Source organism: Umezawaea sp., from assembly GCF_036375055.1.
Lineage (GTDB): Bacteria > Actinomycetota > Actinomycetes > Mycobacteriales > Pseudonocardiaceae > Umezawaea.
The window spans coordinates 17,364-29,503 of record NZ_DASUSQ010000088.1 but is presented as its reverse complement, the minus strand read 5'-3'; the positions used below and the strand labels follow the sequence as shown (position 1 = coordinate 29,503).

Below are 12,140 nucleotides of genomic sequence, written 5' to 3'. Positions count from 1 at the left end.
CGGAGGACCTGGACCTCACCACCGCTCTCGTCCACCGCCAGCCCGGCAGGCACGTCCACGGGGGCGGCGGGTGCCTGCTTGGTCGTGGCCGTCGGGGCCGCGAGCGCGAAGTCGACCGTGGTGCCGCCCGTGCCGTGCTCGAACGACGCCGTCTCGGACAGCGCCCGGATGATCCGCATCCCCCGGCCGCGGTGGCCGTTGTCGGTGGGCTCGGGGCGCCACGTGCCCCGGTCGCGGACGACGACGTGCACACCGCCGCCGCCCTCGCGGGCCACCTCGTAGTCGAAGTCCCCCGATCCCCGCGGGTAGGCGTGGTCCACGGCGTTCGCCGCGGCCTCGCCCAGCGCGAGCTGGAGGTCGTCGAGCAGGTCGGCCGACAGCCCGGCCGCGCCCGCCCACCGGCTCACCCGGCGGCGCATCGCCCCCAGCTCGGCCGGTTCGGCGGGCACGCGCTCCCGCAGCGGTTCCGGGACGTGGCGGACGACGACCAGCGCCACGTCGTCGTGGTGGCCGTCGGCCAGCAGCACGTCGGTGATGGCCCCCGCCAGGTCCTCCGGCGGCAGGTCGTGCGCGCCGGAAGCCGTGCGCAGCAGCAGGTCCAGGCCCTCGTCGACCAAGACGCCCCGCCGTTCCACGAGCCCGTCGGTGTAGAGCACGATCGACGTCCCCGGCGTCAGGAGCGCCTTCTGCTCCTCGTAGGGCTCGTGGAACGGCGCGCCCAGCACCGCGCCGCGGCCCTCGGGCAGGAACCGCGAGCCCTCCTCCGCCACGACCAGCGGCGGGGGGTGGCCCGCCGCGGCCCAGCTCAGCTCACCCGTGCCGACGTCGAAGGTCAGGCAGGCGCAGCTGCTGCCCGCCGCGCCCGCTGTCCGGCGGGCGAACGCGTCCAGGCGATCCAGCGCGGCGGCGGGGGAGTGGCCGTCCAGCAGGTACCCCGCGAGCGCGCCGCGGAGCTGCCCCATCACGGCGGCGGCCGTCGGGCCCTTGCCCACGACGTCGCCCACCGACAGCGCGACGACGTCGGCGCCGAGCGGCAGGACCTCGTACCAGTCGCCGCCGGTCTGCGCGTGCGTGGACGCGGGCAGGTACCTGGCCGACGCCGCCAGCCGCGCCAGCTCCGGCAGCTCGCGCGGCAGCAGGCTCCGCTGCAACGCCTGCGCGATCTCGTGCTCCTGCCGCAGCAGCAGGTCGCGCTCGGCCTCAGCGCGCAGGCGGGCGGTGACGTCGCGGCTGATCGCCTGGAGCCCACCGGGGGTGCTCTGCACGCTCAGCTCCACCGACAGCACAGTCCCGTCGGCGCGGCGCACGTCCCACACCTCCGTCACGACCTGCGCGGTCTGCCGGTCCGCGACGAGTTCGGCCAGCCGGTGCTCGTGCTCGGCGACGACGAGGTCGGTGACGGACGTGCCGACCAGGTCCTCGCGCCGGTGGCCGAACAGCGCGCACGCCGCCCGGTTCGCCTCCACGAACCGCAGATCCCGGTCGACCATCCAGATGGCGTCCGTGGCGCGTTCGACCAGCAGCCGGTAGCGCTGCTCGCTCTCGCGCAGCGCCAGGGCCGCGTGGGTGCGCTCGACCGACTCCCAGCAGCGGTTGACCACCACGCCCACCAGGTCGACCTCCGCCCGCGTCCACCGGCGGGGGACCTGCTGGTGGACGGCCATGGCGGCGACGAACCGGCCGGACTTGAGCAGGGGCAGGCAGATCACGGCGCGGATGCCGGTCGCGCGGTAGACCGCCAGGTCCTCCGGTTCCAGCCGGTCGTCGGCGGCGCAGTCGTCCACCACCCACGGCTCGCCCGCCCGCATCGCCCGCAGGCAGCCCGAACCGAACTGCGACATCGCGAACCGCCCGCCGAGGTGGGGCAGGCCCGCGGCGTGGTCGCCGCTCATGACGAAGTGGTCCTCGTCGGCCTCGGTCCGCGCGTACGCGCAGCGGTCCACGCCCAGGTGGGTGCCGAGCGCGCGGGTCGCCAGCTCCAAGATCGCCTCCGCGTCCTCCAGGCCCTGCAACCGGACCTCGAGGTCGGCGGTGAACGCCGCGCTCGTCCCGGCCGAGGGCCGTGCGACGACGGTGAAGGCCCCGTCGTGCGCGGTGCAGACCAGGAAGACCTCGACGGGCCCGCCCGCGGTGTCGAGCACGACGTCACCCGCCCAGACCCGGTCACGGCCCGCGGCGGCCAGCACGCGCTCGGCGGTGCCCGCCCCCGTGAGCAGGGTGTCGAGCCGCAGCGCGGTGACGTCGGCGTCGGCGGGCAGACCGAGCAGCTCCCGGCCTGCGCCGTCCAGGCGCGTGAACCGCCCGTCATCCCCGACGAACGCGACCAGTGCCCGCCCCGCCCCGTCAGCCGCTCTCGGCCCGTCAACGCCCGTCACGTGCTGTTCCACCCCGTTCCGGTCGATGTGATCAAGATGATTTCACGTCCGCCCGGGCCTCGCCGAGCAGCGGCCGAACCGCGTGGCCGCCGTTGCGGCCCTCGATCGTTCGGTAGGCTCAGGACCGCTGCCTGCTCACGGGAGGAGGGCGTCATGACCACCAGTGGGGCGAACGCGGTGCGGACCGGTTCCGCGACCGAGCACGAACTGCTGGCCGAAGCGCGGTTGCGCGTCGACCTCCTCGGCGAGGTCACCTCCGCGCTGACCGGCTCCCTCAACCTGCGGCGCACCGTGCTGCGGCTGCTCGACCTCGTCACGCCGCGCGTCGCGGACTGGGCGATGGTCGTGCTGGTCGACGAGGCCAGCGGCCTCACCCTGCACGGCGGCGCCGACCCCACCTTCGCCACGGCCATCCCCCGGGCGCTGATCGAGGGCACGGGCGTGGAGCGCGTGCTGCGCTCCGGCCAGGACGAGCTGCTGCACGTCTCGGTGGAGCTGGACAGCACCGAGGGCCTGGACACGATGATCCCGCACCCGCGGCTGCGCGACGAGGCGGTCGGCCTCCGGCCCGCCGACGTGCTCAGCCTGGCGCTCACCGCGCGGGGCAGCACCATCGGCACGCTGGTCATGATCCGCAGCGCGGGCCGGGGCTTCCCCGAGGACGACGTCGAGCTCGCGGGCCAGATCGCCAGCCAGGCCTCGATCGCGCTGGACTCGGCCCGGCTCTACGAGGAGCGCGGCCGGATCACCTCGATCCTCCAGTCCAGCCTGCGTCCACCGGACCTGCCCACCATCCCCGGTGCCCGCGTCTCCGCCCGCTTCCGGCCCGCGGCCGAGCACCTGGACATCGGCGGCGACTTCTACGACGTCCACGGCTCGGCCGACGACTGGCTGCTGGTGCTCGGCGACGTGTGCGGCAAGGGCGTCGAAGCGGCCGTGCTGACGGGCAGGGCCCGGCAGGGCATCCGCATGGCCGCCTACTTCGACCGCAGGCCGGCCGCGGTGCTCAAGGCGCTGAACAGCGTGCTGTGCGAGAACGACTCCTCCCGCTTCGTCACGGTGGTGTGCGCGCGGTTCCGCCCGGCCCCGGACGGCAGCCACGCGGAGGTCGACATCGCCGTGGCGGGCCACCCGGCCCCGATCGTCCTGCACGCCGACGGCTCGGTGGACCAGGTCGAGGTGGCGGGCATCGCCTCCGGCGTGGTGCCGGACGTCTACTACACCGAGGCGCGGATCCGCATGGAGGCCGGTGACACCATGCTGATGTTCACCGACGGCGTGGACGAGGCCAGGGGTGCGGACGGCTTCTACGGCATGGACAAGCTGCTCGGTCTGCTGCCGGACTACGCGGGCGCGGGTCCGGTGGCGCTCTGCGAAGCCGTGGAGCAGAGCGTGGTCGAACACCTGGACGGTCGCGCCCACGACGACATCGCCCTGCTAGCGGTGTCCTGCGAGGGGTGATCCGCGTGACCGGTGCGCTGTCCGGTGGCTCGGTCGAGTTCGACCGGGCGTTGTCGGCCGTCGACGGCCGTGCGGCGGCCTCGGTGGTGCGCGGCCTGCTCGACGACGGCGAGGACCCGCTCGCGGTGCTGGTCGACGTCATCGCCGCCGGTCAGCGGACGGTCGGTGAGCGGTGGCAGCGCGGCGAGTGGTCGATCGCCAAGGAGCACGCCGCCACGGCCGTCGCGGTCTCGGCCACCGAGGTCGTCGCGCGCTTCGCCGAGCGCGTCCCGATCACGCGGGGCCGGGTCGTGGTCGCGTGCGCCGAACGGGAGTGGCACGCCCTGCCCGCGCTGATCATCGGCACCGCGCTGCGCCTGCACGGCTGGAACACCGTCCTGCTCGGCGCGAGCACGTCACCGGCCCGGCTCAGCCAGTGCCTGCACGACGTGGGTCCGGACGCCACCGCCGTGAGCTGCTCGGTGCTCGGCGCGCTGCCCACGACGCGGCGGTTCATCGAGGCGAGCACCACGGCGGGCATCCCCGTCGTGGTCGGCGGTTCGGCGTTCGGCCGGGATTCCACCAGGGCGCTGGCGCTGGGGGCGACGGCGTGGGCACCGGACGCCCACGGCGCCGTGGCGCTGCTGGACGGGCTGCCCGCCGTGGTGCCCAGGGCGAAGCCGCTGCCCAGGCAGGGCGTGACCGAGCAGTCCGCGATGGAACTCGACCACCACCGCCTGGTGGAAGTCCTCAGAGGACGGTGGACGCCCGCCGCGGCGGCGACCCCGGACGCCCCGCTGGAGCGCAAGCTGTTCTCCGCGGCCTGCGGCGAGGTGCTCCACCAGGCCCTGCACTCCGTGGCGGCGACGCTGCTCACCGGCGACCCGCGCACGATCTCGGAGACGGCGGCGTGGATCGACCGCCTGCTCACGGCCAGGGGCGCCGACCCCCGGCTGGCGGGCGAACTCGGCGACGCGCTCGCCTCGACGCTGCTCGACTTCCCGACCGCGCACGACCTCGTGGTCCGCTACTGGGCCGACGGCCTTGTCCTGCAAGGGGAACACACATCGTGAACGAGTTGTCCTGGACCGTCGAACGCCACGACGAGCACGTGGTCGTCGCGCCGGTGGGGGCGGTCGCCCTCACCACGGCAGGCGAGTTCGAGGCCGTGCTGCTCACCCTGGCGGTCGAGACCGACGTGGTGCTCGACGTGAGCGGGCTGACGTTCGTCGACTCCAGCGGGCTGAGCATCTTCGTCGCGGCGTACAAGGCCGGGCTCAAGCACGGGAAGAGCGTGGTGCTCGACCCGGTCCCGCCGTTCCTGGAGCGGGTGCTGAAGGTGACGGGCCTCGGCACCCTCCTGCTCGCGCGGCACCAGGTCCGCTGATCGCGGGTGCCCGCCGCTCGGGTGCCCGCCGCTCGGGTGACGTTCGCGCCTCACCCGTGCCGACCGTCCGCCGGGCGGGGGTCCGGCAGCCCCGCCGCGACGGGGATTCCCGCCGGTGTGGAGTGCGCGGCCCGCTGATCACCGCGCCGGACAACGGGTCCCCCGAACGCCGGGGCCCAACTGATTGCACACGGGAACGCCGGATGAGTACCTTGGGGGTGCGGCCCGTTCCGCGTCTCCAGCACCGGCCGTGCGGGTTCCGGCCTGGTCGATCGAGTCGAGGAGTGCACGCGGTGGGGGAGTACCGGTCGCCGGAGGAGCAGATCACCATCGACTTCACGATGCACGGCGAGATCTCGGTCGTCTGCGTGGCGGGCGAGGTCGACACGACGACGTGCGAGTCGATCAGGGAAACCCTCAGAACGCTGCTGGAGCACCGGCCGTCCGCGCTGGTGCTGGACCTGACCGACATCGACTTCTTCGGCTCCAGCGGCATCGCGACCCTGGTCGAGACTCTGGAGAGGACGGCCCGCACGGGGGTCGGCTTCGCGGTGGCCTCCGACCGCAGCTGCGTCCTGCGGCCGCTCCGGGTGACGATGGTCGACTCCGTCGTCGACGTCTACCCCGACACCGCCGCGGCCCTGCGGGCGCTGGAGACGTCGGCGACCGTCCGCTCCGCGGGCTGACGCGGTCACCTCGTGTCGGTCCTGGCTCCTCGCCGGTTCGACCCGGCGGTCATCGCCTTGCGGTAGGCGGCCACGGTGTGCCCGATGACCGCGGTCCAGGAGTAGCCCGCCCGAGCCCGGTCCGCTCCCGCGACGGCGTAGACGTCACGCCGGATCCGGTCGGCGAGCAGGTCGCGCAGCGCGCGCCCGAGCACGGTCGGCGCTCGCGGGGGCACCAGCAGGCCGGTCGTCCGGTCCACCACGAGGTCCCGCAGCGCACCCACGGAGGACGCGACCACCGGGACGCCGCACGCCATGGCCCTCAGCGCCGGGGTGCCGAGGGGGTCGTGGGACGGCACGCGCACCACCACGTCCGCCGAGCGCAGCAGCGCGGGCAGTTCCGCGCGGCCCACCGGGCCGGTGAAGCGCACGCGGTCGCCGACGCCGAGTTCCCGCGCGTGCCTCAGCAGCCTGGCCACCTCGGGGCCGTCGCGCGGCACGGCGTGCCGGATCCTGCCGGTGATCAGGAGTTCGGCGTCCGGGACGCGGGGGAGCGCGCCGATGGTGGTGTAGAAGCCGCTGTGCGGCTCGACGTCGCCGAGGCCGAGCAGCCGGAGCGCGGGGCCCCTCGCCCAGGCGGGGCCGTCCGGGGTGAAGTGGTCGACGTCCACGCCGGTCGTCGCGAGCGACACCCGCTCGCGCGGGACGCCGAGGAACGCCAGAGCGGTCCGCTCCTCGTCGTTGGTGGCGATGACGTGGTCGGCCGCCAGGCCGACGAGGCGTTCGATCTCCACCAGCCCGCGCACGCCCGCCGACGGGCGCTGCCGGGTGGCGCGCAGACCGTGGAACGACTGCACCACGGGGATGTCCAGCGCCCGCACGGCCAACCCGGAGGTCCACGAGTGCAGGTGCGCGACGTCCGGGCGCTGCCTGCTCCAGTGCTTGTCGAGGTTGGCCGCGAACTCGTCGAGGTGCGGGAGCAGTTCCGCCTCGGTCAACCGTGCCGCGGGACCCGCGGGCACGCGGACCAGCCGAGGGGGCATCCGCCGGAGCGGGCCCGCCGAATCGCGGCGGGTGTAGAGGGTGACGTGGTGGCCGCCGCGCGTCAGACCCTGCGACAGCTCGGAGATGTGGGTGCGGCGCTCGTCGGTGTCGACCTCCCAGGAGGCCGCCACCATCGCGATCCGCATGTGCCCACCACCGGTCTCTCGTCGCGGCCGGTCGAGCCGTTCGGGTCCGCACCCGTTGCCCGGCCGGTGGAACGCTCGTGAGCGCCGTGCCCGTGATGGACGTTATCCGGTCGGAACTGGCCCGACAAGGTGGTTCGCGGCGACTGTCCGTCCACAGTGGAATCGGATGGCGCGCCCCGGCGAGGTCGCCCGCACGGTTGCGGTCCGGGCGGTGCGCCCGCGAGCACCGCCGCCCCCGGACCGGTGGGCCGCGGGAGACGCGGGTGGCTGGGGCGGGCGGCCGTGCCGGTCAGCCCGTCGCGGCGAGCGCCTCGTCCAGCGTCGCGTGCAGCGGCAGCAGGCGGTCCATCGCCGTGGCCTCCAGGGACCTGCGGACGCTCCGGCTGGCCACCACGTGGACAGGCTTGTCCCCGCTCTGCTTGCCGTACTCACGGGCGTGGGCCAGCGCGGCGATGCCCGACGACGCGAAGAACGTCACCTCGGACAGGTCGAGCACGAGCTTTCTGGCCCCGCCGTCCAGGGCTTCCACGAACTGCTTGCGCAGCGAGTCGCTGTTGGACATGTCGATTTCGCCTGCGACCCGCAGGACGGTCGTGCCGTCGGCCGAGATCGTTCGAGCCGCGTCGTTGGAGAACGTCATCCACCAATTCTGACCTGCTCGGAGCGCTCCGGCCAGCCTGGGAAAATCATGTCCGCCAGATGTTTAGAGCGGCTGATCGGCGGAAACCCCTCTCGATTGTGGAGCGGTGCGCTCAGCACGCCGCGGCGAGGAGCTGGGCCGGGTTCCACTCCCGCAGCCGCTGGTCGAGCGCGGTGTAGACGTCGGGGTCGAAGCCCATGCCGGTGTGCGTGCTCCGCACCTCCACGCAGTCCGCGTGCGGGTCCTGGCTGCACCGCCACGGCACGATGCCGTCCGACCGCGAGTAGACCGACAGGGCGGGCACCCGCAGCGGTGCGCCCAGGGCCGCGAAGTTCTCGCTGAAGCAGTCGCCCGCCAGGCAGTCGCCGTCCATCAGGCCGGGGATCCCCAGCGCGGACAGCCGCGTGAGCAGCCGGGCGATGGCGACGACGTCCCGCTGCGCGTCGAGCGGCTCCACGACCGGGCTGCCCAGCATCACCAGGCCGCGCACCAGGTCGGGCCTGCGGACGGCGGCCAAGCGCGCGACCATGCCGCCCCGGCTCTGGCCCAGCAGCACCACGGGTCCACCGGTCGCGGCGACGTGCCGTTCCAGCGCCCGCTCCACCCGGTCGACCAGGTCCGTGGTGCACCCGACGGTGAACCCGAGGCGGGCGCCCGCGGGCCGGTACCCGCGCGCCGTCAGCCACGCGCTCGTCAGGGCCAGCGACCGGTCGTGCGCGCCGAAACCCGGCACGAGCAGCACCCCGAGCCCCTGCCCCTGCTCCGGGTCGACGTCGGTCCACGCCCGGTGGCGCAGCAGGCGCGGGATGCCCAGCACGGCGGCGAGGACGTGTTCGCGGGTCGCCACCCTGATCGTCTCGACCGCCCGCTCGCCGACCAGTTGTGCGATCCGCATCGGGTGCTCCGTTCGTCGTTCGGTGTCCGAGGTGACTACCCCGCGCGTGGAATCGCGACACCTGTTCGTCCCGAGGGCGTGGTGCACGTGTCAACGCCGTCCGACCGGGTAACCCCCGGACTCCGCCTACCCCGGAGGCCAGCCCGTGACGATCGCCGCTCCCCACGACCGCCCCGCTCGGCGGCGCGCATGACCGTGGTGGTGACGGGGGCGAGCGGGAGCATCGGCACGGCCCTGCTGGAGCGGCTCGGCGGTGACGTGGTCGGCGTGGCGCGCCGGGTGCCGGACGAGACCGCGCCGCCGTACGCGCGGGCCCGCTGGGTGCGCTGCGACCTGGCCGCCCCGACCGCCGACGCGCTGCTGCGCGAGGTGTTCGCCGGGGCTCGGGCCGTGGTGCACCTCGCGTGGGCGGTGCAGCCCGACCGCCACGACCGGCCGATGCGCGACACCAACCTCGACGGCACCGCACGGGTGCTGCGCGCGGTCGCCGACGCGGGCGTGCCGCAGGTCGTGTGCGCGTCGTCGGTCGCCGCGTACGCGCCGGGCCCGCGCACCCGCCGGGTCGGCGAGGCCTGGCCGGTGACGGGCGTGCCGGGCAGCGCCTACAGCGCGCAGAAGGCCGCCCTGGAGTCGGTGCTCGACGCGTTCACGGCGGAGCACCCGACGATCGCCGTCGCCAGGATCCGACCGTGCGGCGTGCTCCAGCCCGCCTCGGCGGCGCAGTTGCGGCGGTGGACGCTCGGCCCGCTGCTCCCCGCCCGCCTGCTCGGACGGCGCCTGCTGCCCGTCCCGCTCTGGCACGGCCTGCGGGCGCAGGCCGTGCACGCCGACGACGTCGCGGCGGCGATCACCGCCCTGCTGGACCGCGGCCTGGCCGGGGCGTTCAACCTGGCCGCCGAGCCCGTCCTCGACGCCCGTGACCTGGCGCGGATCCTCGGCGGTGGTCTGCTGCCGGTGCCGCTCCCGGTGCTGCGGGCACTGACGTGGGCGGCGTGGCGCACCGGGCTCGTCCCCCTGCACCCCGGCTGGCTGCGCCTGGCCGACCAGGCCCCGGTCGTCGACACCGCCCGAGCCGCTGAGCTGCTGGGATGGCGGCCCGAGCACGACACCCGTGCTGTGCTGCGGCAGTTCGTCGCCGCCCTCGCCCACGACGGCTCGGCCCCCAGCGCACCGCTCCGCGGCGGCGCGGGCAGGCTGGGCCCGCTCGAACCGACACACCAGAGCCAAGGCCGGGAGGCGCGGTGAACGACTACGACGCGGTCGTCGTGGGAGCGGGGCCCAACGGTCTCGTGGCGGCGAACCTGCTGGCCGACGAGGGCTGGAGCGTCCTCGTCCTGGAGGCCGCCGACACCCCCGGCGGGGCGGTCCGGACGGCGGAGATCACCGCGGCCGGGTTCCGCAACGACCTGTTCAGCGCCTTCTACCCGCTCGGGGTCGCCTCGCCGGTGCTGAACGGCCTCGGCCTGACCGACCACGGCCTGACCTGGGTGCACGCACCCGAGGTGCTGGCCCACGTGTTCCCCGACGGCCGCTCCGCGCTGCTGTCGCGCGACCCCCGGCGGACCGCCGAGTCGGTCGGCTCGTTCGACGAGCGCGACGCCTCGGCGTGGCTGGCGGAGTTCGAGGCGTGGCGGCGCGTCCGCGACGACCTCCTCGGGGCGCTGCTGCGGCCGTTCCCGCCGGTCCGCTCGGGCACCCGGCTGCTGCGCGAGCTGGGGGCGTCCGACGCGCTGCGGTTCGCGCGGATGGCGGCCCAGCCCGTGCGCGCGTTCGGCGACGAGCGGTTCCACGGCGACGGCGCGAAGCTCCTGCTCGCGGGCAACGCGCTGCACACCGACCTCGGTCCGGACCAGGCCGGGGGCGCGGTGTTCGGCTGGCTGCTCGCGATGCTCGGCCAGGACGTCGGCTTCCCCGTGCCCCAGGGGGGTGCGGGCGAGCTGTCCGCCGCGCTCGTGCGCAGGCTCGAATCCCGCGGCGGGCGGGTGGAGTGCGGCAGGCCCGTGCGGCAGGTCGTCGTGGCGGACGGGAAGGCGCTCGGCGTGCGCACCGCGGACGGCGAAGCGGTGCGGGCCCGGCGCGCGGTGCTCGCCGACGTGTCCGCTCCCGCCCTCTACCTGGGCCTGGTCGGCCCCGACCACCTCCCCGCGCGGCTGCTGGCCGACCTGGACCGGTTCGAGTGGGACGACGCCACGATCAAGGTCGACTGGGCGCTGTCCGGCCCCGTCCCGTGGCTCTCCGAGGACGCCAGGCGCGCGGGGACGGTCCACCTCGGCGCCGACCTGGACGGCCTCGCCGACTTCGCCAACGACCTCGCGTGCGGCAGGCTGCCGCGCAACCCGTTCCTGCTGCTCGGCCAGATGACCACCACCGACCCGACCCGGTCGCCCGCGGGCACCGAGTCGCTGTGGGCCTACACCCACGTGCCGCGCGGCGAACCGTGGTCGGCCGACCGGCTGCGGCGGCGCGCGGACCGCGTGGAGCAGGTGCTGGAGAAGCACGCGCCGGGGTTCCGCGACCTGGTGATCTCCCGGTCGGTGAGCGGTCCCGGCGAGCTGGAGGCGCGTGACCGCAACGTGGACGGCGGCGCGATCAACGCGGGCACGGCGGGCCTCCACCAGCAGCTGGTGTTCCGGCCGACACCGGGACTGTCCCGAGCGGACACCCCGGTCGACCGGCTCTACCTGGCCAGCGCGTCCGCCCACCCCGGTGGCGGCGTGCACGGCGCGTGCGGTGCGAACGCGGCCCGCGCGGCGCTCGCCCGGCACGGCCACGGGGGCGGCGCGTACCGGGCGGTGGTGGGAGCGGCCCTGCGCGCGGTCTACCGCTGATCGCCGCGCACGACCAGGTCGGCCAGGCGCTTGAGGGTCTCCCGGTTGCGAGGGGCGAGGAGGACGGTCTGCACCGCCTCCGGCAGCAGCGAGCCGGGGCCGGTCGCGGCCTTCTCCGTCATGGTGACCCGCGTGCCGCCGCTCGCCGAGGGCACCAGGTCGAACCGGATCAGCGCGGTGCCCATCGGCCACGCCTTGGCGTGCAGCTCCAGCGACCGGCCCGGCTCGACGGACCGCACGACGGTCTGGTCCTCCAGCTGGAACGGCCACGCGCCCACGCTGTGGTGGATGCGCGTGCCGACCTCCGGCCAGCCGTGGTCCACGTCGCGGATGTGCGTGGCGCCGACCACCCAGCCCGCATAGGACCAGCCGTCGGCGAGAGCGGCGAACACCTGGTCGGGCGGTCGCGGGATGTCGAGGTCCACCTTGGTCATACCCGTGGTTACCCGGTGGGGCGGTTCGGAATCCTCGACGCCCGACGGGTCGTCCTCGACCCCGCCGAGATCGTGCCGGAGGAGCTGGCCGGGACTTCGACGCCGAGCCGTGCGGAGCGGTCGCCGCCCGACTCGGGCTCCCGCGCCCGACGGCGGGCCCGCGCTCGTCGTGCCGTCGTCCGCGCTCTCCCCGGTGCCCCTCGTGCCGGGACCGGTCGCCGGCCGCGCGGCCCCGCTCCGACGCCCGGCCGACGCCGCCGACCGGCGCGCTCCGCCCGTTCGGCCC

The 12,140-nt window shown here is 75.1% G+C and carries 11 protein-coding genes; 6 read left to right on the top strand and 5 right to left on the bottom strand.

The window, feature by feature from the left end; translation table 11 throughout:
• Window positions 1–2,375: SpoIIE family protein phosphatase (locus VFZ92_RS24675; RefSeq protein ID WP_330878400.1), on the bottom strand; the 2,375-nt coding region annotated here is incomplete at its 3' end.
• A 153-nt stretch (window positions 2,376–2,528) separates the two neighbouring features.
• Between VFZ92_RS24675 and VFZ92_RS24670 the strand changes: the two genes are divergently transcribed.
• The 4 genes from VFZ92_RS24670 (at window position 2,529) to VFZ92_RS24655 (ending at window position 5,888) form a co-directional block, all read left to right on the top strand.
• The gene (locus VFZ92_RS24670; RefSeq protein WP_330878399.1) at window positions 2,529–3,836 is read left to right on the top strand and encodes a GAF domain-containing SpoIIE family protein phosphatase; all 1,308 of its coding nucleotides are present in this window, start codon (window positions 2,529–2,531) and stop codon (window positions 3,834–3,836) included.
• 5 nt (window positions 3,837–3,841) lie between these two features.
• Window positions 3,842–4,888 (top strand): cobalamin B12-binding domain-containing protein, encoded by a 1,047-nt coding sequence (locus VFZ92_RS24665; RefSeq protein WP_330878398.1) that lies wholly within the window; start codon window positions 3,842–3,844, stop codon window positions 4,886–4,888.
• The gene (locus tag VFZ92_RS24660) at window positions 4,885–5,202 is read left to right on the top strand and encodes an STAS domain-containing protein (protein ID WP_330878397.1); all 318 of its coding nucleotides are present in this window, start codon (window positions 4,885–4,887) and stop codon (window positions 5,200–5,202) included. The genes VFZ92_RS24665 and VFZ92_RS24660 overlap by 4 nt, the downstream gene beginning before the upstream one ends.
• Window positions 5,203–5,495: 293 nt before the next feature.
• Window positions 5,496–5,888 (top strand): STAS domain-containing protein, encoded by a 393-nt coding sequence (locus tag VFZ92_RS24655; RefSeq protein ID WP_330878396.1) that lies wholly within the window; start codon window positions 5,496–5,498, stop codon window positions 5,886–5,888.
• A gap of 5 nt (window positions 5,889–5,893) precedes the next feature.
• Here the strand turns inward: VFZ92_RS24655 and VFZ92_RS24650 are convergent, their stop codons facing one another.
• From VFZ92_RS24650 to VFZ92_RS24640, 3 genes are all read right to left on the bottom strand, one after another.
• Window positions 5,894–7,057, bottom strand: coding sequence for a glycosyltransferase (locus VFZ92_RS24650; protein ID WP_330878395.1), 1,164 nt, complete (start codon window positions 7,055–7,057; stop codon window positions 5,894–5,896).
• A gap of 289 nt (window positions 7,058–7,346) precedes the next feature.
• On the bottom strand, window positions 7,347–7,697 hold the full coding sequence (locus VFZ92_RS24645) for an STAS domain-containing protein (protein ID WP_330878394.1): 351 nt from the start codon (window positions 7,695–7,697) through the stop codon (window positions 7,347–7,349).
• Window positions 7,698–7,809: 112 nt separating this feature from the next.
• On the bottom strand, window positions 7,810–8,592 hold the full coding sequence (locus tag VFZ92_RS24640) for an alpha/beta fold hydrolase (protein ID WP_330878393.1): 783 nt from the start codon (window positions 8,590–8,592) through the stop codon (window positions 7,810–7,812).
• A gap of 189 nt (window positions 8,593–8,781) precedes the next feature.
• On the opposite strand from VFZ92_RS24640, the gene VFZ92_RS24635 reads away from it, so the two are divergent.
• On the top strand, window positions 8,782–9,837 hold the full coding sequence (locus VFZ92_RS24635; RefSeq protein ID WP_330878392.1) for an NAD-dependent epimerase/dehydratase family protein: 1,056 nt from the start codon (window positions 8,782–8,784) through the stop codon (window positions 9,835–9,837).
• On the top strand, window positions 9,834–11,420 hold the full coding sequence (locus tag VFZ92_RS24630; protein WP_330878391.1) for an NAD(P)/FAD-dependent oxidoreductase: 1,587 nt from the start codon (window positions 9,834–9,836) through the stop codon (window positions 11,418–11,420). Before VFZ92_RS24635 ends, VFZ92_RS24630 begins: the two co-directional genes overlap by 4 nt.
• Here VFZ92_RS24630 and VFZ92_RS24625 read toward each other — a convergent pair.
• Window positions 11,411–11,854, bottom strand: coding sequence for an SRPBCC family protein (locus tag VFZ92_RS24625; protein WP_330878390.1), 444 nt, complete (start codon window positions 11,852–11,854; stop codon window positions 11,411–11,413). The two genes, VFZ92_RS24630 and VFZ92_RS24625, sit on opposite strands and share 10 nt — an antisense overlap.
• Between the last annotated feature and the right edge of the window lie 286 nt (window positions 11,855–12,140).